This is a genomic window from Parapedobacter sp. (genome assembly GCF_035556095.1).
Lineage (GTDB): Bacteria > Bacteroidota > Bacteroidia > Sphingobacteriales > Sphingobacteriaceae > Parapedobacter.
Genome location: NZ_DATMFT010000021.1, coordinates 340,242 through 361,287, shown reverse-complemented (window position 1 = coordinate 361,287; position 21,046 = coordinate 340,242). Strand labels below are relative to the sequence as shown.

General features: G+C 48.6%; 17 protein-coding genes. 11 read left to right on the top strand and 6 right to left on the bottom strand.

Translation table 11 applies throughout. From position 1 onward, the window contains the following. The first annotated feature begins 5 nt into the window (after positions 1–5). The 3 genes from VNQ80_RS12005 (at position 6) to VNQ80_RS11995 (ending at position 4,787) form a co-directional block, all read left to right on the top strand. Positions 6–1,586, top strand: a complete 1,581-nt coding sequence (locus VNQ80_RS12005; RefSeq protein WP_325638859.1) for a flotillin family protein — start codon at positions 6–8, stop codon at positions 1,584–1,586. 63 nt (positions 1,587–1,649) lie between these two features. Beyond that, entirely contained in the window at positions 1,650–2,102 is a 453-nt protein-coding gene (locus VNQ80_RS12000) for a hypothetical protein (RefSeq protein WP_325638856.1), read from the top strand. Between the two features lie 117 nt (positions 2,103–2,219). Then, positions 2,220–4,787, top strand: coding sequence for a TonB-dependent receptor plug domain-containing protein (locus VNQ80_RS11995; protein WP_325638854.1), 2,568 nt, complete (start codon positions 2,220–2,222; stop codon positions 4,785–4,787). A 105-nt stretch (positions 4,788–4,892) separates the two neighbouring features. Here VNQ80_RS11995 and VNQ80_RS11990 read toward each other — a convergent pair whose 3' ends face one another. The 4 genes from VNQ80_RS11990 to VNQ80_RS11975 all read right to left on the bottom strand — a co-directional run bounded on the left by VNQ80_RS11990 (position 4,893) and on the right by VNQ80_RS11975 (position 8,319). After that, entirely contained in the window at positions 4,893–5,486 is a 594-nt protein-coding gene (locus VNQ80_RS11990) for a Maf family protein (protein ID WP_325638852.1), read from the bottom strand. Beyond that, positions 5,483–5,998, bottom strand: coding sequence for a 3-deoxy-D-manno-octulosonate 8-phosphate phosphatase (locus VNQ80_RS11985; RefSeq protein ID WP_325638851.1), 516 nt, complete (start codon positions 5,996–5,998; stop codon positions 5,483–5,485). Before VNQ80_RS11985 ends, VNQ80_RS11990 begins: the two co-directional genes overlap by 4 nt. Before the next feature lie 481 nt (positions 5,999–6,479). Next, on the bottom strand, positions 6,480–7,487 hold the full coding sequence (floA, locus tag VNQ80_RS11980) for a flotillin-like protein FloA (protein WP_325638849.1): 1,008 nt from the start codon (positions 7,485–7,487) through the stop codon (positions 6,480–6,482). A 118-nt stretch (positions 7,488–7,605) separates the two neighbouring features. After that, the gene (locus tag VNQ80_RS11975; protein WP_325638847.1) at positions 7,606–8,319 is read right to left on the bottom strand and encodes a head GIN domain-containing protein; all 714 of its coding nucleotides are present in this window, start codon (positions 8,317–8,319) and stop codon (positions 7,606–7,608) included. Positions 8,320–8,464: 145 nt separating this feature from the next. Between VNQ80_RS11975 and VNQ80_RS11970 the strand changes: the two genes are divergently transcribed. From VNQ80_RS11970 to VNQ80_RS11940, 7 genes are all read left to right on the top strand, one after another. Further along, positions 8,465–9,631, top strand: coding sequence for a hypothetical protein (locus VNQ80_RS11970; protein WP_325638845.1), 1,167 nt, complete (start codon positions 8,465–8,467; stop codon positions 9,629–9,631). A 199-nt stretch (positions 9,632–9,830) separates the two neighbouring features. Further along, positions 9,831–12,848 carry a response regulator gene (locus VNQ80_RS11965; protein ID WP_325638843.1) on the top strand — a complete coding sequence of 1,006 codons (3,018 nt, stop codon included), beginning with the start codon at positions 9,831–9,833 and terminating at the stop codon, positions 12,846–12,848. An 11-nt stretch (positions 12,849–12,859) separates the two neighbouring features. Then, complete coding sequence (locus tag VNQ80_RS11960) at positions 12,860–13,672, top strand: protein-glutamate O-methyltransferase CheR (protein WP_325638841.1); 813 nt, start codon at positions 12,860–12,862, stop codon at positions 13,670–13,672. Between the two features lie 69 nt (positions 13,673–13,741). Further along, positions 13,742–15,355 carry a response regulator gene (locus tag VNQ80_RS11955; RefSeq protein WP_325638839.1) on the top strand — a complete coding sequence of 538 codons (1,614 nt, stop codon included), beginning with the start codon at positions 13,742–13,744 and terminating at the stop codon, positions 15,353–15,355. Between the two features lie 135 nt (positions 15,356–15,490). Continuing rightward, positions 15,491–16,024 (top strand): azurin, encoded by a 534-nt coding sequence (locus tag VNQ80_RS11950; RefSeq protein ID WP_325638837.1) that lies wholly within the window; start codon positions 15,491–15,493, stop codon positions 16,022–16,024. 120 nt (positions 16,025–16,144) lie between these two features. After that, the gene (gene lpdA / locus VNQ80_RS11945; RefSeq protein ID WP_325638835.1) at positions 16,145–17,551 is read left to right on the top strand and encodes a dihydrolipoyl dehydrogenase; all 1,407 of its coding nucleotides are present in this window, start codon (positions 16,145–16,147) and stop codon (positions 17,549–17,551) included. Between the two features lie 52 nt (positions 17,552–17,603). Next, positions 17,604–17,981, top strand: coding sequence for an acyl-CoA thioesterase (locus VNQ80_RS11940; RefSeq protein WP_325638833.1), 378 nt, complete (start codon positions 17,604–17,606; stop codon positions 17,979–17,981). On the opposite strand, the gene VNQ80_RS11935 is transcribed toward VNQ80_RS11940, so the two are convergent. Continuing rightward, a complete protein-coding gene (locus tag VNQ80_RS11935; RefSeq protein WP_325638831.1) occupies positions 17,966–18,274 on the bottom strand; it encodes a DUF3817 domain-containing protein in 309 nt (102 codons plus the stop codon). The two genes, VNQ80_RS11940 and VNQ80_RS11935, sit on opposite strands and share 16 nt — an antisense overlap. Positions 18,275–18,517: 243 nt before the next feature. Here VNQ80_RS11935 and lpdA (VNQ80_RS11930) point away from each other — a divergent pair, with 243 nt between their 5' ends. Further along, a complete protein-coding gene (gene lpdA, locus VNQ80_RS11930; RefSeq protein WP_325638829.1) occupies positions 18,518–19,906 on the top strand; it encodes a dihydrolipoyl dehydrogenase in 1,389 nt (462 codons plus the stop codon). Between the two features lie 76 nt (positions 19,907–19,982). On the opposite strand, the gene VNQ80_RS11925 is transcribed toward lpdA (VNQ80_RS11930), so the two are convergent. Then, positions 19,983–20,993 (bottom strand): LacI family DNA-binding transcriptional regulator, encoded by a 1,011-nt coding sequence (locus VNQ80_RS11925; protein ID WP_325638827.1) that lies wholly within the window; start codon positions 20,991–20,993, stop codon positions 19,983–19,985. Positions 20,994–21,046: the final 53 nt, after the last annotated feature.

Here is a 21,046-nt window from a genome sequence, read left to right as displayed (position 1 = left end):
GCCGTATGGAATTTATGTTAATAGCGATTGCCGTTGGCATCATCATTATCTTTGTATTTATCGTTTCACTGTTTAAGCGTTACAAACGGTGCCCGTCAGACCGCATCCTGGTCGTTTACGGTAAAGTAGGCAAAAATGCGGCTGACCTCACCCGTGCGGCCAGATGCATACACGGAGGGGCCGCGTTCATCTGGCCGGTCATCCAAGACTATGCTTTTCTCGACCTCACCCCCATTTCGATTGAGGTTAACCTCACCAGCGCACTCAGTAAGCAAAATATTCGGGTAGATGTCCCCTCGCGCTATACGGTGGGTATTTCTACCGAGCCGGCGGTAATGATGAACGCCGCCGAGCGCCTGCTGGGCATGCAACGCCCCGAAATCCATGAGCTTGCGAAAGATATCATCCTTGGGCAGATGCGTCTCGTAGTTGCGATGATGGACATCGAGGAAATCAACAACAACCGCGACAAGTTCCTGCACAACATCGGCACTAATGTGGAAGCTGAGCTCAATAAAATCGGGCTAAAGATGATCAACGTAAACGTCACTGACATCAAGGATGAGAGCGGCTATATCGATGCCTTGGGCAAAGAGGCTGCCGCGAAGGCCATCAATGAGGCCAAAATCCGGGTGGCCGAACAGGAGCGATTCGGCGATGTCGGGAAAACCGAAGCCGAAAAAGAACGCGACATCAAGGTGGCCGAAATGCAACGCGACCGAGATATCGAGGTGGCTATAGCCGAGAAGGACAGGGAAGTAAGTATCGCGGGTGCTGGAAGGGATGAAAATATCGGTAAAGCCGAAGCCGAGCGGGATACTCGCGTAAAAGTGGCCGACGCCAATGCCATCGCTGTGCAGGGCGAAAACCTATCCAAAATACAGATCGCCGATTCCGAGGCCCAGCGTCGTGAGCGGGAAGCAGAAGCGCTGAAAAAAGCCGTTGCTGCCGAGAAAGTACAACAGGCGAAAGCGCTGGAAGAAGCATATAAAGCCGAACAACAGGCCGAAGAAGCCCGTGCGGAGCGTGACAGGGCCGCCCAAAATGCGACCATTGTGGTTGCAGCCGAAATCCAGAAGCAAAAAGCCATCATTGAAGCACAGGCCGAAGCCGAACAATTGCGCGAAAAAGCGCGCGGTGAAGCTGATGCCATCTTCGCCAAGCTGGAAGCCGAAGCAAGGGGGGTATACGAAATGCTTACCAAACAGGCGGAAGGGCTTAATGAGATTGTTAAATCTGCCGGGAATAACCCGAAAGATGCGGTATTGCTGCTGATCACCGACAAACTCCCCGAACTCGTGAAACTGCAGACGGAAGCCATCAAGAACATCAAGATCGATAAAGTAACCGTTTGGGATGGTGGAAACGGTGCTAACGAAGACGGAAAGACCTCGACCGCCAATTTCGTGTCGGGATTATACAAATCTGTGCCACCACTGAAAGACATCTTCGATATGGCAGGCATGGAGCTGCCCAACTACCTCGGCGAGGCTAAAAACACACAGAAAGCTCCCGGTGCTGCAAACGGCAGAAAGCGTAAAGATGACGGGCCGGGAAGCGATGTCCAGGATGCCGAAGAAGTGTAACGACACAAAACCCCGTAGGCAATTGAAACCTACGGGGTTTTTTTCTTATCTTTGTACCTAACCATGGTAAAAGTGCTCACCATATGGCTTATCCTGATATATGCCTTCTCGGCAACAGGAGCAACTGTGCATCTCCATTATTGCTGCGGAAAACTCCAGCACATGACTATGGATAAGGAGCATACACTCGATGAAAACGACTGCACGCTTTGCCTGAACCATCATGAAAGCAAGGAACATCCAAATTGCGATAGCAGCCAACATTGTACCACCGATGTGCAATCGCACGACCATTGCCAAGACGTTCAGGTAGACGCTCAAAAAACAACAGGTGATCACCTACCCAGCAGCGATAAGAATCTACTGAAAATACAGTCGTTGGAACTGCTGTTCTTTACGCTGGTACACATGGCGAACCTACCCTTCGATAGTTATATCCAAGCGGAAACAGCCAATGCCCCACCACGTGTCGCCACCACTCCCCTCTTCATCCGGCACTGCACCTATCGTATCTGATTCAATCCACGCATCCGTGACCAAGGAATCGGCTTAAATGCCTTGTTCCTCACGCCATCGTGCCATTTCGCACGATATTTCTTTACAGATGTTTAAGGATTAAAATCACTTACAATAATGACTCATTTTATTAAAACGAATATCATCTTAGGGTTGCTGCTGATAGCGACCACTTGGTCTGCCACAGCCCAGGACAGCACGTCCTTTACCGTTGCCGGTGTTTGCGGCATGTGCAAAGCACGGATTGAGAAAGCTGCGGATGGCAGCGGATTGACAAACGCAAAATGGGACGCAAACACACAGCTACTCACCCTTCACCATAATGCCACTTACGATGTGGAAGCGGCTAGGCAGCGTATCCTGGCGGCGGGACATGATGTGGACAATCTTGCGGCCTCGCAAGCAGCTTATGAGCAACTACCGGCTTGCTGCCAGTACCACGACGAAAAAAATGTCCATAAAGTCAGTGGCCATGACGGCCATAATGATCATGACGACCACACTGTAACCGGTGTAATCATGCAGGAAACCAACCGCGGCGAGCTTAGTCCCATCGTGAATGCAAACGTACATTGGCTGGAAGACGCATCGGTAAATGCCCGTTCCGACGAATCGGGAGTGTTCCGGATTGCGCATAAAGCAACCTATAAGCAGCTCGTCATTGCTCATGCAGGGCTCCAATCTGATACGGTGGTGGTAACAGATCCCCACGAAGTGGTGGTGGTAACCGCTAAAGACCACGTATTGGCGGAGGTAACCGTATCAGCACGGCGCCGCTCAAACTACATAGCGGCGCTCAGCCCCACGCGACTTGAAGTGCTAACGGGGCAAGAGCTCTTCAAAGCTGCCTGTTGCGACCTCAGCGAAAGTTTCGAAACCAATGCTTCAGTAGATGTGGTGAACAGCGATGCCGTGACCGGTAGCAAACAGATTCAGATGTTGGGACTCAGTGGAAACTACACACAGCTTACGGTGGAAAACCTGCCCGGGCCTCGTGGCTTAGCCACCCCTTTGGGGCTTAATAGCATCGCCGGGACATGGATTGAATCCATCCAGATCGGCAAAGGTATCGGTTCCGTGGTAAACGGCTTCGAAAACATCGCTGGGCAGATCAATGTGGAGCTCAAGAAACCAGGTACATCTGAAAAACTATTTTTCAACGCTTATGGCAACAATATGGGGCGTACCGATGTCAACCTCAATCTTTCTCACAGTTTCAACGAGCGCTGGGCGGGAAGTCTATTGCTGCACGATAATTTCATGTATAATAAGCACATGAATTTCAGCAATAACGGTTTCCGCGATGCGCCTGTGGGTAATCTATTCTCGGGGGTGACCCGTTGGAAATATGAAGATGGCAAAGGCTTCATCCTACAATTCGGTGTTAAATTCCTCAGCGACGACCGCACAGGTGGCGAAATTGACTTCAATCCCGCTACCGACAAATTAACCCAGGACAGGTACGGGCTCGCCTTCGATATTGACCGCTATGAAGCATTTGCCAAAATCGGCTATGTTTTCCCGCAACATACACAACGCAGCATCGGGCTGCAGCTCTCAGGCACTTCCTATAACCAGCGGTCTTATTTCGGTATACGCACCTACGACGCTAAACAACAGAATGCCTATGCCAACCTCATTTACCAAGATGTTATCGGCACGGTTGTGCATAAGTACCGCACGGGGCTAAGCATGCAATACGACCGTTATGATGAACAATACATGGCTGATCAATTCGGCCGCACCGAGGTAGTACCCGGCGCTTTCTTTGAATACACCTACAGCCCATCAGACAAATTCGACGCGGTAGCGGGTATCCGTGGGGATTACAATAGCCTCTACGGTTGGTTCACCACGCCCCGTGTACACCTGCGCTACCAACCTGTAATGGGAACTACCTTCCGCTTAAGCGGTGGGCGGGGGCAACGCACGGCGAATATCTTTGCCGAAAACACGGCAGCATTAGCCAGTGCGCGGATCATTCGCATCATTGCAGCCAACACGGCCGAAAATGCATATGGTCTTAAACCGGAGGTCGCCTGGAACACGGGCATCAGCTTCGACCAGTCATTCCGCATGTTCCATAGAGAAGCTTCCTTCAGTACCGAGTTTTTCCGTAACGACTTTACCAATCAGGTGGTGGTCGACTATGAAAACCCGCGGGAGCTAGCCTTTTATAACCTCGATGGCCGGTCGTATTCGAATAGCCTGCAAACGGAGTTTAGGTTTATGCCACTTCCCCACTTTGAAACCCGGTTGGCCTATCGCTTCTTCGATGTGAAGGCAACCTATGGGGAAGAACTATTACAGAAACCACTTGTAGCACGTCACAGGGGTTTCGCAAATCTGGCTTACAACACCCATAGCGGTGGATGGCATTTCGACTATACGTTAAATATTACCGGCCAAAAACGGTTGCCATCCACAGCCGCCAATCCTGTTGAATACCGGATGTCCGACTATTCAAAAGCGTATATCACGATGAATGCACAAGTGAGCAAAACGATCGGCAAGGTACGGCCCGTCGACGTTTATATCGGGGGTGAAAACCTGACTAACTTCTTCCAACAGCATCCGATATTAGCCGCTGACCAGCCATTCAGCGAGTTTTTCGACACATCCATGTTATGGGGGCCTTTAACCGGCAGGATGTTTTATGCAGGGGTAAGGTTTAGCATCAATTAACAAAGCAAGGTATAGGGATGAAAGGAGCCTTGCCTTTTATCCCTGTACCTTTTGACTACCGATTAAGCATTCATCGATACCGGATTTCTCCCTTTGCCTAAAATGCTATCCCTTATAATCGTCGGTGCTTACCAACGCGCCGGGGTAGGTTGTTTTCAGGATATGGTAGAGCTGTTGGGTTGGTAGTCCTACCACATTCGTATATGAGCCTACAATTTTCTCAATGGCCACCATCCCTACCCATTCCTGAATACCATACCCACCCGCCTTATCATAAGGCCGGTAATGATCAACGTAATAACCCATCTCTCCTTCGGTCAATTTACGGAAATAAACCTCGGTAACCTCATGGAAAGTGTGAACACTTCCTTTGTGGAGTAAGGCCACGGCAGTGATCACTTCATGTTTTTTACCCGACAGGCGCGTCAGCATTTCTACGGCATCAACCCGATCTTTCGGCTTGCCGAGAATTTGACCTTCGATCACCACAATTGTATCTGCCGCTATAACAAGCTCATCAGTGATTTCCGTTTTGAAAACCGCTGCCTTATTTTCGGCAATATATCGTACGGCATCAACTGGGGCCAGTTGCTTTGGGAAATACTCGTCGACCCCACGTACAATAACGTCAAAAGACACCCCCATATGTGATAATAATTCCCGACGACGCGGCGACTGAGAAGCGAGGATGACCTTCATATGGGCGAAGTTTTAACATCCGTCCGATTCCATGTCCCTTGGAGTTTCATTACCTTTTCAATGATATCCCGTACCGCCCCGGCACCACCATTACAGTGCGAGATATAGGCCGCCGCGGCTTTGACATCATCAGTGGCATCAGCCGGGCATGTGCTGAACCCACCCGATGCCATGAAATCCAGGTCTCCCACATCTCCACCCATATATAATACGTGGGAAGTAGCTAGCCCGTTAGCTGCTATCCAATCGCGAAATAACGAAATTCCGCTGCCCCCATAATGAAATAGGTCAGTTATACCCAAGTCGTTAACCCAGCCCATCACTAAAGGATCGTTTCCAACGAGTGCTATCGGATAGTATTGCGCCGCCAATCGCAGCGCATACCGATCGCGGCTATGAAACCCCATCCACCGATCGCCTCGTTCCGATAGCCAAACTTTACCGTCCGTACACACGCCGTCAATCGCAAAGACGAATGCTTTTACTTGCTTGCACTGATCAAATAGCATCATATCATTTATTATAAGCCAAACTTAAAACAAAATCCGCAACCTAAAAGTGTACAATCCAAAAAACATCCTGTTGGCCAATCCAAACATCCCGTACGATTTGACGACATGTACGAATCCATCCCAAGTGACGAAATGACATTAAGCAATGCTCCTTATATGACAAAGCGGCTAGGACGGCAATTGGCATACAGTTTGATAAATATTGTTTGAACGTGCGATTGTTTGTCGATGAGCGAGAAAAAAATAGGCGTTCTTTTGACAGTTTATCGACAAAACAAAATTGGATTGAATAAAGAAACTCCCTATTTTTGCACAAATATTTTAACCCGGTTCAGTTCCGGGAATTTAAGTTGTCTTTTCATAATTTAGGTTTATAATTGGTTAGTAACAAGCCCCGGTGCCCATCACCGGGGTTTTGTTTTTGATTATGTCATAAAAAAACCAACCATCTGCAAATGGTTGGTTATTACAAATTATTCGATTAACCCTGCTTACCAGTTCCGCTACCTCCGCCTTTGCCCGAATCAGCACCCGGCTTGGCGATAGACCCACGCATATCGGTATCTGCCTGGATATTTTGCATCCGGTAATAGTCCATAACACCTAAATTACCGCTGCGGAACGCTTCGGCCATTGCTAGAGGTACCTGTGCTTCAGCTTCAATCACCTTGGCGCGGGCTTCCTGGGCCTTGGCGCGCATCTCCTGTTCAGACGCTACAGCCATCGCCCGGCGCTCTTCCGCGCGCGCATTAGCCACTTTCAAATCGGCCTCAGCCTGATCGGTCTGCAATTTCGCCCCGATGTTTTCACCGATGTCAATATCGGCGATATCTATCGATAGGATTTCGAAAGCCGTACCACTGTCCAATCCCTTGGCTAGAACGGTCTTTGAAATGCGATCGGGATTCTCTAACACTTCTTTGTGGTCAGCAGCCGAGCCAATAGTCGTGACGATTCCCTCCCCTACCCGGGCAAGGACGGTTTCTTCTCCGGCTCCACCTACCAATTGGTTGATATTGGCCCTTACCGTTACCCGTGCTTTGGCGATAAGCTGGATACCATCCTTTGCTACCGCCGCCACGGGGGGCGTATTGATAACTCGCGGGTTTACCGATAACTGTACAGCGTCGAATACATCCCGGCCTGCCAAATCAATCGCCGTTGCCAATTTGAAGTCCAACGGAATATTTGCTTTATCGGCAGATATTAATGCCTTAATGACGTTGTTGGCATTCCCACCGGCCAAAAAATGAGTTTCGATTTCATTTGATGTGATATCTAATCCAGCTTTAGTGGAAGTAATCATGGCATTGGTAACCAGCGCCGGCGGAACTTTACGCAACCGCATCAACAGTAGATTAAGCAAGTTGATGCGGACGCCCGACAATTGGGCGGTAAACCAAAGGTTTACGGGGAGGAGGTACAGCAATACAAAAAAGGCTACGATAGCTCCTACAATAATCAGAATGGGGGTGAAACTCGGATCCATAAGGTTCAATACGTTTTATTAAGTGCGTTTAATGCTCCTAAAGATACGGTTTTTTGCGAGTAAACGACAAAAAAAATAACCTTTCCACCGACTGGCACCCCAACTGCGTCGTATTTGCTCAACGCTTCCTTACCTTCCCCGAACCGGATGTCTGTATATTCGTCTGTGCATCGCCTGTGTAAACGATGTTTCCAGAGCCACTGATAGAAACATCCAATTGCCGGTCAACATGGATGCTCATATTGCCCGATCCCGATACCCTGAGGTTGGCCACCTGGGTCTTCAGGTCTGCACCATCGAAACGCCCCGACCCACTTATGGATGCATTGCATTGCCCAGCCCGCCCATCGGCTGATACGCTACCCGAACCGCTTATCGATGCGTTAACCACATCGGCCGCCGATTCAAACGTTATTTTCCCTGAGCCGCTAAGCGACATGTTGAGCTCTTTGCCGACAATGGGGTCTAAAACAGAGATACTCCCAGAGCCGGACTGTGTTAACTCATCAAGTTGCCTTGCCGACACGTAAGCGGTCACCTTTCCCCAATTCATCCGTTGGGACTGCCGTTTAAACCTGATTTTCAGCGTACCCCGCTCTACTACGGTTTCGATTTGCCGAATGGCCGCGTCATCCCCTTCAAGCCGGACCGACTCGCTATCGCCCAAACGTACCTCAACCACGATGTGCCCGCTGTTGGCAATGGCATGGAAGCCCGTCACGTTGCGCGTTTCATCAGCGCGCGGAGAAGACAGGGCCGCGTGTGCCAAACCTACACAAAAAAATGGCAGCAATAATACCAGCCAACCCAGTGATGATAATCTCGTATTCATGATCTTTATTTTCCTATTAGACGCATAAAACGGCAATTCGTTGCAAACCGAGAGGCGCTTTTTTCCGCGTGGTGCGCTACAACGCTTGGAGAAGCGGGAACAAACCGCTATTTTTAGCACCGACAGAATCGATTCTACAGCAATTATGGATATCATACCCGTCATAGGAGAAGAATTAGCCCAGTCGTTTGTAACGATGGCACCCGCTTTATACACGGATGATCCACATTACATCCGGCCTTTCGATAGCGACGTGCACCAGGTATTCAATCCCTCCGCCAATCCCCGCCATCACACCGGCGGTTGTGCTAGGTGGTTGCTCCGCGACGACACAGGCCGTTACATCGGTCGCATCGCCGCATTTTACAGTAACCAGACCTTCGAGCGGGACGAGTTTCCTGTAGGTGGTTGCGGTTTTTTCGAATGCATCGACAACAAACAGGCTGCCAATTTGCTTTTTGATACCGCAAAAGAATGGCTGCAGGAAAAAGGGATACTGGCCATGGATGGACCAATCAATTTTGGCAATCGCGAACGCTGGTGGGGTCTGCTTGTCAACGGCTTCCATCCGCCATGTTATTGCTGCAATTACAACCCACCTTATTATCAACGACTTTTTGAGCAGTATGGCTTTCAATTGTATTTCAGGCAATTCACGTACCGCCGGGAAATCGCAACCAAGCTATCAAGCAAAGTAGGTGAGAAAGCAATGAATACGCTACAGGACGCCGGGTATACGTTCAGCCATATACAGAGAAATAAGCTCGATAAAGCGGCAGAAGACTTCTGTACAGTATATAACGAAGCTTGGGCGAGGCATGAAGGTGTGGGCCCCATGAGTCTGGAAAGTGCCCGTAAGCTCATGCAAAGTATGAAACCCATCATTGATCCAAAGATTATTTGGTTTGCTTACTACCGCGGTACGCCGGTTGCATTTTGGGTGAACATACCCGATGTAAACCAACTCATCGTGAAATACATGGATGGTAAACTGACCACATGGGGCAAACTGCGCTTCGCCTGGAACCGATGGCGGAAGCAGTGCAAAACCATGTTCGGTATTGTATTTGGTGTTGCGCCCGACCACCAGCGCAAAGGCGTGGAGGCCGCACTTATCGTAGCCGCAACAAAAGTCGTACAGGACCCCTCGCAAGTTCGGTATGAGGACATACAAATGAATTGGATCGGTGATTTCAACCCAAAAATGATGAACGTAGCTCGGTATATCGGCGGAACGATTTACAAAACACACCACACTTATCGCTATCTATTTGACCGAACCAAGCCGTTTGAAAGGCACCCTATACTTTAAAAAAGGTATAATGCCAGACCGGAGCGACCGTATCGTTTCCTATCGTGACTTTTCGTACTTTTGCCACACACAAGGGAAGCAAATTGATTATGAACCCGGCATAATTAATCCGCCAGCTGGCGGGAAGCACACTGGGCTCCGCCAATTGACGAATTAATCATCAAAGGCTCCGTCTGACAACTGAAATTAAAAAGAACCGATGAAAAGACTAACGTTCAGTGCGCATATCTATTTGGGCTTCTCGCTCTTGATTGCAATCCTGCTCGTTAGCTTATTCTACCTCATCTCACTGTTCGGGCAAGTTGACATGGCCGACACCAGGTTTATAGGTATCCGGACCATTCTCATCACAACCACTGTAGTGGCATTCGTACTCATTGTGTGGTTGCTGATTTACATCACGAAATCATTCGAACATTACAAAAAAATAGCCTACAGAATCCGCAAATCCAACCGCGATCTAAGTAGGCTGTCGAGGGAGAAAGAGATCGACAACTGGATACTGAGCGGGTTGGCTGCCCTGGATAATCATACACGCGGCGGTCGCAGCGAACGTGAAATTGCCGCAAATGCCATTCGAATAACCTGCCAGCATGTACAGGCGAAAGTAGGCACAATCTACCTCAGAAGCACTTCCCGCGAAGATGTTTTTATCCATGCCGGGTCATATGCCGTTGAAACGCGAGTCATGCCACCGAAGATGATGAATAACCAGGGCATAGTGGGCGAAAGCGTCATCGCTAAGAAACAACTCGTGCTCTCCGATATACCCGAAAATTACCTCACGGTAACGTCATCACTGGGCCACACGGAACCAAAAAATATCGTTATTCAACCCCTGATTTACGAAGATGAAGTGCTTGGCATAATGGAAATTGGCTTTTTCCGCGAAATCGATAAGGAAACGCTTCAATTCCTTCAACGGGCGGGGACCTCGTTGGCTGTGGCAAGCAAAGTAGCGCAGACCCACACTACGCTCACCCATCTTTATGAAGAAACACAGCAACAAGCGGAAGAACTGGAAGCACAACAGGAAGAATTACGGGTACAGCAAGAAGAACTCAAACACGCCAACCTAGCGCTCGAAGAAAAGGCCCGCCTGCTAGAAGAGCGCAACATTTCCATTGAGCTGGCGCGCCAATCCATCGCAATGAAGGTAGACGAGCTGGAGCAATCGGGCAAATACAAATCGGAATTCATGGCTAATATGAGCCACGAACTACGCACACCACTCAACAGCATCCTCATCCTCGCCAAGTTGTTGGAAGACAACAAAACAGGCAATCTCTTACCCGAACAAGTGAAATATGCTTCCGTCATCCACGGTGCAGGCTCGGACTTACTCGATCTTATCAATAATATCCTTGACCTATCCAAGATCGAATCGGGTAATGTCGAATTAGTATTGGAAGATGTCACTCTGTCGTCTATCGCAGACGACATGCTCGACCTGTTCAACGGTGTTGCAGAAAGTAAAAATACCGACTTCCGTATCACGGTAAACGAAGGGTTGCCAACAGGGATCACGACAGACGAACAACGGTTAAAGCAAATACTTAAGAATCTCCTCTCCAATGCATTCAAGTTCACCAAAGAAAACGGCCGTGTAGCGCTGCAGTTTGCGTCGGCAAACGAATTGCCCGGCTGGCAACCGGGAATGCTGGACGAAATAACAGCAAATCAGACCATCGCAATCGCCGTGATAGACACAGGTGTGGGCATTGCCGAAGAAAAACAGCAACTCATTTTCGAGGCTTTCAAACAGGCAGATGGGTCTACCAGCCGCCAATTCGGTGGCACGGGTTTAGGGCTATCCATTTGCCGAGAGCTCGCTACGCTGCTAGGAGGCAAGATCCATGTAACCAGTGAAGTGGGTAAGGGGAGCACGTTCACCTTGTTTCTTCCACTGCGCAAAGGATCCGGAAAGGTAACGGAAGCCTCCAGGGAAGATACAGGAGTCCGATCGAATCATCCCGACACCCAAAAAGAGCAACCAATACAGGTACACAAGGATATATCGAAGGTGAACGTACCCAAACGGCTGTTGATCGTAGAAGATGATCCGTACTTTGCGGATATCCTCGAAGCATATGCCAAGGAGCAAGGCTTTGAAACGCTCGTCGCACAGCAAGGGGATACCGGCCTACAGCTAGCTATCGATTCGTTACCCGACGCGATTATCCTCGATATCGTGCTGCCCGTAATGGATGGGTGGACGGTCCTTAAAAAACTGAAAAGCACCCCTGTTACTCGGAACATCCCCGTGCATTTGATGTCCGCAAACCAACCTGAGAAACGCGATATTGAAGACAAAACGGTCGGTTTCCTGATGAAACCGGCCAACAAAAAATCACTAGACGAAGTGTTTAGCCACTTACATAAAACAATCGCTTCTCCGCTGAAGAAAGTATTGGTCATCGAGGACCATGAAATTCAAAGCAATAATCTTAAATCATTCCTCGGAGATGGTGGTATAGATGTGAAACAGGCATTTACGGGCGCTGAAGCGATGGCCTGTCTAACGGCAGGCGAATACTACGACTGCATCGTACTGGATATCGATTTGCCCGATATATCGGGGGTTGATCTGCTGGATGAAATCAAGTGTATCCCATTATACGTAGATATACCGGTGATCATCAACACGGCCATGGAGCTTACCACAGAAATGGCTAGCCGCATTTTGCAACATGCTAAAACCATGGTATTGAAGTCAGAAAAGTCCAACAGCCGTATTCTCGATGAGGTTCGCCTATTCATAAATCGGCTCAATAGCGATAAACTGATTTCGAGTCGGCTTCAATCCGCCAGTCCAGAATCGGAAACGATCCACATGGATGATATCCTGACCGGAAAGCATATCTTACTCGTTGACGATGACATGCGGAATATTTTCGCATTGAGCACCGTATTTGCTCCATATAAGCTAACCATCGATACAGCTAACAATGGCCGAGAAGCACTGGATATGCTGCAAAAAAAACCAGACATTGACTTGATTTTGATGGACATCATGATGCCTGAAATGGACGGCTATGAAGCGATCGAAAAAATTCGGGCCGACAAGCAGTTTTCGGCGTTACCCGTAATAGCGATTACGGCCAAGGCAATGCAAGGAGATCGGCAACGCGTACTCGAGGTCGGCGCAAGCGATTATATTGCTAAGCCAGTTGATGTAAATAAGTTACTTTCGTTATTACGGGTCTGGTTAAGTTAAACGATAGGTAAATGGCAGTATCATTTGGAAACCTGGACGAGCTGATAGCCCTAATCAACAACATCTACGGCTTCAACTTAGGCGGCTACTCCCGGTCATCGCTCAAACGGCGTGTATCGCGGATCCTAACGGTTTACCACATCGATTTCACCGTCCTGAAAGACAACTTGGTGAATTCACCCGGTTTTTTCAACAAGTTTCTCGCGGAGGTGACCGTCACCGTCACGGAGATGTTCCGCGACCCTGCATATTACAAGGCGCTGCGCGAAGAAATCACCCCTTATCTTGCTACGTTTCCGCATATCAAGGTGTGGAGTGCCGGATGCGCTACCGGCGAAGAGGTGTACTCGCTCGCTATCCTGCTTAACAAAAAAGGACTATATAACCGTGCGTTCATCTACGGAACTGATATCAACACCGAGGTCATCGAACGTGCGAAACAGGGAATTGTCGACCTCAAGAAGATGAAGATCTATTCCGACAATTACCTCCAAACAGCTTCGGGCGATTCCCTTTCCGAATACTATACGGCCAAATATGACGCCGCTGTTTTCCATCACGAACTACGCAAGAACATTTTATTTTCTACGCACAACCTCGTATCCGATGGTGTTTTCAATGAATTCCAATTGATTACCTGCCGCAACGTATTGATTTATTTTGATACCGGCTTACAGCGCCAAGTAGTTGATTTGCTTTATGCGAGCCTCGCATTATTTGGCTTCCTTTGCCTCGGCGCGAAAGAAACACTCGCACCGGACAAAGTGAAGGACAAATTCAGGATAATCAGTAAAACACATAACATTTATCAAAAAATTGCTTGAGCTAGATAACCACTGCGAACGAATCACCTTCAGCCAAAAGCTGAACAACCATATTTTTAGGAACTAGTTATGGAGAAATTGAAGTTAGTAATTGTAGACGACAAAGAAGAGAACGTGGTTAGTCTAAAAGCGCTGCTGGCGGATATAGATAACCTCGAAATCTGGGGCAGCACATCGCCAAACGAGGCCCTCCGTTATTGCTGGAACAACGATATTGCCATCGCCATGGTAGATGTGCAGATGCCCGAAATCAATGGGTTTGAGTTTGTCTCGCTGCTTCAGAGTAATCCAAGAACCTGGCAAATCATGGTAATCATGGTCACTGCCATCTCCAAGGAAGATAAATTCTTGCTCAAAGGGCTACACAGTGGAGCTGTAGATTACCTCTACAAGCCACTTAACCCCGACATCACCGTAGCGAAAGTGAAATCTTTCATGCAACAGGTGTATATCCAGCGGGAACTGAAACGTAAAAATGAAGAACTCGAACGCTCACACATCGAACTGGTAAAAGCTAAAAAAGAAGCGGATCAGGCGCGCAGTTCGAAGGAGAATTTCCTGGCCAATATGAGCCACGAAATCCGTACGCCTATCAACGGCATAACGGGTATCACTACCATGTTACGCAATTCCCCGCTCAACGACCAGCAATCCGAGTGGCTGGATTATTTGGAAAACGCATCGCAACAGCTGTTACTTATCATCAACGATATCCTAGACCTGTCGAAAATCGATTCTGGAAAAATGCGACTCGATTACTCGCGGACATCGCTCCCCAGCATTATCGAGGAACTAAACAACCTGTTCAGTTACAAGGCCGAACAAAAAGGTATCGTCTTCCACGCCATTACCGACAGTAACCTACCTAAACACATCCTAGCCGATTCGCTGCGGCTCACACAGATATTGAGTAATCTCATTTCGAATGGCATCAAATTCACGGAGCAGGGCAGCGTGACACTCGAAACCAAACTACTCAACCGTGCGCAGCAACGCCTCCATATCCAGTTTTCGGTGAAAGATACCGGTATTGGCATCAACAGCAACGCGATCGATAAAATCTTCCAATCGTTCGAACAGGGTGAAGAAGGGATTACCAAACGATTCGGTGGCACCGGACTCGGATTGGCAATCGTGAAACGGTTGGTAATCCTGCATCAAGGACAGATACACGCTTACAGCGAATTGGGGAAAGGCAGTGAATTCGTATTTCAGTGCTGGTTTGACGAGGCCGATTCAGATACGGCGCCCAAATCGGATAAAAAGCAATACACAGACATGCCGGCTCTTAACGACGTCAATGTACTCCTTGCCGAAGACAATGAGCTGAACAGCTTTATGGTCACCCACATGCTGAAAACATGGGGGATTACAGTAGATGCGGTAAAAAATGGAAAAGAAGCCCTAGAAAAAGTGGAAAGCACCCCGTACAGCTTAATTCTTATGGATGCGCACATGCCCGTAATGAGCGGTTTTGAAGCCATCAAGACCATCAGGAATGACCATCGGGAGCACATCCGACAAATTCCCATTATTTCCATTTCGGCGTCTGTATTGCAGCGCGAACAACAAGCGGCCTATGCGGCGGGAGCCGATGCGGTAGTAGGAAAACCGTTCGACCCCGTATCACTTTATCAACTCATCAAAACACTCACAGAAACCAAAACCGGCTTGAATACGTAATGCTAAAATTACAATTTAGTGATAAATACACTTTTGTTACATTGCAAATTCAACTACCTTTGGGGCGCAAACAAACAGCTCGCTGTACTGTTAGCAAGGATAAAGTACTATCTGAACATTAGATTTATACACAAAATGAAACAGTTTTTTTTAGTCCCCGTAGTTGCGGGAGCAATGCTAGCCGCAGCTTGCGGAGGCAACCAAACAAGTGAAGAATCGACCGAGGCTACCGAAACAACCACCGAGCAACAAGCTCCAGCAGCAGACATCCCCGGCCTCGCAGATGTCGCTGTAAGCAACGAAATCGCACTGGAAGGCAACGATTTGATGCAGTATGACAAGACACTCTTCCGTGTTAAAGCCGGTGAATCCGTAAAATTGACCTTCAAGAATGCTGGCGAGATGCCGAAGGAATCCATGGGACATAACGTCGTTGTGCTGCAGCCCGGAACCGACTTACCTGCTTTCGGCGGCGAAGCCATTAAAGCCGTTGATTCGGAATACATCCCAGCAACTTTCGCTTCTTCCATCGTTGCCCACACCAAGCTCCTGGGCCCCGGCGAAACAGATGTGATTGAATTCACGCTGGATGACAAAGGCGTTTACCCATTCGTCTGCAGTTTCCCCGGCCACTATGGCGTTATGCAGGGAAAAATCGTAGCTGAATAATAAACTACGCGATAAACAATATAAAGGAAGGCAGCCAATAGGCTGTCTTTTTTTGTTCCTTATTCTGTACAACCCTAATTATTATGTACCTTTGACCATCGAATCGAATAACTTCAATACATGCAGTACGATGTCATTATAATCGGTAGTGGACCCGGAGGTTACGTGGCCGCCATCCGTTGCGCACAACTAGGTTTAAAAACAGCCATTATCGAAAAGTACAATACGTTTGGTGGAACCTGCTTGAATGTAGGATGCATCCCGTCGAAGGCGTTACTGGACTCCTCCGAACATTACCATAATGCTGCCCACCGCTTCAGCGAGCACGGAATCAACCTTACCAACCTTGCAGTAGACATGAAGCAGATGATCGCTAGAAAAGATGACGTCATTAGCCAAAACGTAGCGGGCATTGCATTCCTGTTTAAAAAGAACAAAATTGACAGCTTTGTCGGTGTTGGTTCGTTTGTCGATAAAAATACGGTGAAGATAGCCGGTACGGAAGGGAAGACGGAGCAGATCACAGGTAAAAACATCATTATCGCAACGGGATCCAAGCCCACCGCCCTACCCTTTTTACCGGTTGACAAAAAGCGGATTATCACATCCACGGAAGCGTTGACCCTGAAAGAAGTACCCAACCACCTGATTATCATCGGTGGCGGGGTCATCGGATTGGAACTGGGCTCCGTTTATGCCCGGCTGGGTGCGAAGGTGTCGGTAGTCGAGTATGAAAAAAGCATCATACCCACCATGGATGGCGGATTGGGCAAAGAATTGCAGCGCGTATTGAAGAAATCGCTCGGTATGGAGTTCTACCTGGGCCATAAGGTAACCGGTGCCACAGCGAAGGGGAAAAAAGTAACGGTCAGCGCGGAAAATGCGAAAGGAGAGGCTGTCAAATGGGAGGGTGATTACTGTATTGTAGCTGTGGGGCGTACCGCTTATACCGAGGCACTAGGGCTGGAGAATGTCGGCATCACACTGGAAGACCGGGGGAAAAAGGTCCCCGTGAACGAACACCTCGAAACCCCCGTTGCAGGTATATATGCCATCGGCGATGTGGTGAAGGGCGCCATGCTAGCCCATAAGGCGGAAGATGAAGGAGTTTATGTCGCCGAGCGGATTGCCGGTCAGAAACCCCACATCGATTATAACCTGATTCCGGGCGTGGTGTATACTTGGCCCGAAGTTGCCAGTGTGGGTAAAACCGAAGAGCAGCTGAAAGCTGAAAATCGTCCCTACAAAACCGGCTCTTTCCCGTTCAAAGCCAGTGGCCGCGCCAAAGCAAGCGGCGACACGGACGGCTTCGTAAAGGTGCTGGCAGATATCGACACCGATGAAGTACTTGGCGTACATATGATTGGGCCGCGGGCTGCCGACATGATTGCCGAAGCTACGGTAGCGATGGAATATCGTGCCTCGGCTGAAGATATTGCGCGCATCTGCCACGCTCACCCGACCTATACAGAGGCATTCCGGGAAGCATCGCTTGCCGCGACAGCCAATCGGGCCATACACATGTAAATAATATCGCTACCAACTTTCTTGCCTTAGAAACGGTGAAAAACAGTCGCTCATGAATTTTCATACTCGAAAATGGGTCAAGCCCGAGGACCTCAATCCGAATGGAACACTCTTTGGCGGCACACTGCTCCGATGGATAGACGAAGAAGCGGTCATTTATGCCATCGTGCAACTGGGCAACCCGAATGTGGTCACCAAATTTATTTCCGAAATTAATTTCGTAAGCTCGGCACGCAAAGGAGATATTATCGAACTGGGAATCACCGCTACGGAATTCGGACGCACATCCATTACGCTTACATGCCAGGTACGCAATAAGATCACCCGAAAAAGTATCCTAACGATAGAAAAACTAGTGTTTGTGAACTTAGATGGATACGGCAACCCAACACCACATGGTAAAACGGAAATTACCTACGCTCGAACCTGAGTCTCTTCACGCAATTTCCGCTCTACGAAAAACGGTGCAAACGGAACCAATGAAGCTAAGAAATAGGTAACTACGCGCCCGAGCGCCCACTTGTATTTATCCCAGCACATGACAAGTAAATAGGCATAAGCGATAAAAAGTACGCCGTGAATCCATCCCACATAGGTGACGGCCATGGGCATATCAGCCCAATACTTCAGTGGCATAGCCACAAAAAACAGAATGACGGTTGAAATACCTTCAATTACAGCGATGTTCCGAAAATACGTGAGCGTCTTCTTCGTTGTATCCATATCATTAATTTGAGGCCGCAAGATAGCTATTTATCCCGGCCTACCCGTCGCTCCCGCACCCTTTGACGGAAATGTGACGGTAGGTAGTAAGCCATAAGCGAATGGTCGGCGGCCAGCCGGGTCAATTGACTATGGCAGCCACATTCGGAATTTCCTAAAAAAAATACGTAAGTTTGTAGCCACCGTACGTGTTCGGAACAGCAACAGAAACGTGAATCAATCTCAAGAAAGCAACGAAGATATATGAACTACGACATCATTGTAATCGGAAGTGGACCGGGTGGTTATGTAGCGGCCATTAGGGCTTCCCAACTCGGATTCAAAACCGCCATTGTAGAACGGGAATCCTTAGGCGGTATCTGCCTTAATTGGGGCTGTATCCCTACAAAAGCACTACTCAAAAGCGCACAGGTGTTTGAGTACCTCAACCATGCCGCCGATTATGGCATCAAGGTAAATGGCGGCGAAGCCGATTTCGGTGCTATTGTAAAACGTAGCCGAGGTGTTGCCGACGGCATGAGCAAAGGAATCCAGTTTTTGATGAAGAAAAACAAGATCGACGTAATCATGGGTGCCGCCAAAATCAAAAAAGGAGGCCAAGTGGACGTTAAAGGCTCAGACGGCGGCACCAAGACATATACCGCAAAGCACACGATATTGGCCACTGGAGCACGCTCGCGCGAACTACCCAACCTGAAACAGGACGGCAAGCGCATCATCGGGTATCGGGAGGCGATGAGCCTCGAAAAGCAACCCGAATCCTTGGTTGTTGTTGGATCCGGGGCTATCGGCGTTGAATTCGCCTATTTCTACAATGCGATCGGCACGAAAGTTACCGTGGTAGAATACCTCGACCGCGTGGTGCCTGTAGAAGACGAAGAGATATCCAAACAATTGGAACGGAGCCTTAAAAAAGCGGGTATCAATATCCTCACCAGCGCCGAGGTGCAATCGGTGGATACCGCTGGTAAGCTGTGTAAAGTACAAATCAAAACCGCCAAAGGCACCGAAACCATCGAAGCAGAAACGGTCCTGTCGGCCGTTGGCATCACGCCAAATATTGAAAACCTCGGCTTGGAAGAGACTGGGGTTAAGACGGACAAGGGTCGTGTGATTGTGGACGATTTCTACAAAACCAACGTAGATGGCGTTTACGCAATCGGCGACATCGTTAAGGGCCAGGCGCTCGCGCACGTCGCGTCAGCCGAGGGCATCACATGTGTCGAAAAAATTAAAGGATTGGATGTCTCGCCAATCGACTACAACAACATCCCCGGCTGTACCTATTGTACGCCCGAAATCGCTTCAGTGGGTTATACCGAAAAAGGTGCCAAAGATGCTGGCTATGAAGTAAAAATAGGTAAGTTTCCTTTTTCAGCATCAGGAAAAGCAAGTGCTGCCGGTGCGAAAGACGGATTTGTAAAAGTTATCTTCGATGCAAAATACGGTGAGTTCCTAGGAGCACACATGATTGGTGCCAACGTAACGGAGATGATTGCCGAAGTGGTGGTGGCCCGAAAACTGGAAACCACAGGACACGAAATCATCAAAACCGTACATCCGCATCCGACCATGAGCGAAGCCATCATGGAAGCTGCTGCCGATGCCTACGGTGAAGTGATTCATTTATAGTTATTTTTGTCGTAAGTCTTTAGTCGTAAGTCAACTGCAAAGTGCGAATGGCTTACGACTAAAAAACGACTAAAGACTAACTTTGGCTGACCAGCCTTGATTCAAACACAACCTTTACGGGGGCCGGCCGTTCCTCGGCTTCTATCAAACCAAAAAGCAACTCCGCCGCCTTTTTCCCCTGTTCACCGGGAAACTGCTCGATAGATGCCATGGGCGGGTTTTCCATATACGTCCAAAGCGGATAATTGGCGTAACTGATAAAGTGGATATCTTGATTGAGGGTAACCCCTCGCTCACGGACCACCTTCATTACGTCTAATGCGACATAATCATTAAAAGAGACAACCGCCGACGGACGCTCCGGCAGGGCTAATAATTGGGATATTGCTGCTTCATTTCCTTCAGCGGTAAGATCGGTATTAACGATATATTCCTCGCGGAACGGGATATCCGACTTTTTCAGCCCTTTGAGGTATGCCCGTTTACGTTCGATACTGGCGGGTAATAGCGGCGGGCCGTTAATGAGGGATATGGCATGGTGACCACAGGAGACGAACATCTCAATCGCCTCCAACATGCCCGTTTCCAAATTACTGACTACCTTATTGATATTTTCCAAATCCGGCACGCAATCAAAAAAGACAATAGGGATACCGGCACTTTCCAACAACTCGACAAACGGATAATCTCGGGTATTTTTACCAATCGACATGAGTACACCATCCACGCGGTGTGTCTTCAATGTTTGCAGGATGCGGAATTCGCGGTCGGCGTCGTCGAGCGATTGCCCCATGATGACCGTGTAATTCCTTCCGCTGGCTACGTTCTCGATTTCACTGATGGCAGCCGAAAAGAAGGGCTCTGACAAGCTCGGTAGCACAACGCCGATGGTAAATGTTTTACGTTGCTTAAAAAAGATGGCTGTCTGATTCGGTTCATAGTTTAGTTCCTTAGCCACCTTTTTTACACGCATCGTCGTTACCAAACCAATACTCGGATGGTCATTCAGTGCCCTAGAGACCGTAGACGGTGAAATCTTCAACCGCTTCGCAATTTCCTTAATCGTTGCAGGCTTACCTTCCTTCATCAGCTATCCCTTTTTGTGGTCAGTTCCAACAATTGTTGGAGAGCGCAATATAC

Coding starts and splice junctions, on each gene's coding strand:
- VNQ80_RS12005 (WP_325638859.1), top strand. CDS start 6: ATGGAATTTATGTTAATAGCGATTGCCGTTGGCATCATCATTATCTTT.
- VNQ80_RS12000 (WP_325638856.1), top strand. CDS start 1,650: ATGGTAAAAGTGCTCACCATATGGCTTATCCTGATATATGCCTTCTCG.
- VNQ80_RS11995 (WP_325638854.1), top strand. CDS start 2,220: ATGACTCATTTTATTAAAACGAATATCATCTTAGGGTTGCTGCTGATA.
- VNQ80_RS11990 (WP_325638852.1), bottom strand. CDS start 5,486: ATGAAGGTCATCCTCGCTTCTCAGTCGCCGCGTCGTCGGGAATTATTA.
- VNQ80_RS11985 (WP_325638851.1), bottom strand. CDS start 5,998: ATGATGCTATTTGATCAGTGCAAGCAAGTAAAAGCATTCGTCTTTGCG.
- floA (WP_325638849.1), bottom strand. CDS start 7,487: ATGGATCCGAGTTTCACCCCCATTCTGATTATTGTAGGAGCTATCGTA.
- VNQ80_RS11975 (WP_325638847.1), bottom strand. CDS start 8,319: ATGAATACGAGATTATCATCACTGGGTTGGCTGGTATTATTGCTGCCA.
- VNQ80_RS11970 (WP_325638845.1), top strand. CDS start 8,465: ATGGATATCATACCCGTCATAGGAGAAGAATTAGCCCAGTCGTTTGTA.
- VNQ80_RS11965 (WP_325638843.1), top strand. CDS start 9,831: ATGAAAAGACTAACGTTCAGTGCGCATATCTATTTGGGCTTCTCGCTC.
- VNQ80_RS11960 (WP_325638841.1), top strand. CDS start 12,860: ATGGCAGTATCATTTGGAAACCTGGACGAGCTGATAGCCCTAATCAAC.
- VNQ80_RS11955 (WP_325638839.1), top strand. CDS start 13,742: ATGGAGAAATTGAAGTTAGTAATTGTAGACGACAAAGAAGAGAACGTG.
- VNQ80_RS11950 (WP_325638837.1), top strand. CDS start 15,491: ATGAAACAGTTTTTTTTAGTCCCCGTAGTTGCGGGAGCAATGCTAGCC.
- lpdA (WP_325638835.1), top strand. CDS start 16,145: ATGCAGTACGATGTCATTATAATCGGTAGTGGACCCGGAGGTTACGTG.
- VNQ80_RS11940 (WP_325638833.1), top strand. CDS start 17,604: ATGAATTTTCATACTCGAAAATGGGTCAAGCCCGAGGACCTCAATCCG.
- VNQ80_RS11935 (WP_325638831.1), bottom strand. CDS start 18,274: ATGGATACAACGAAGAAGACGCTCACGTATTTTCGGAACATCGCTGTA.
- lpdA (WP_325638829.1), top strand. CDS start 18,518: ATGAACTACGACATCATTGTAATCGGAAGTGGACCGGGTGGTTATGTA.
- VNQ80_RS11925 (WP_325638827.1), bottom strand. CDS start 20,993: ATGAAGGAAGGTAAGCCTGCAACGATTAAGGAAATTGCGAAGCGGTTG.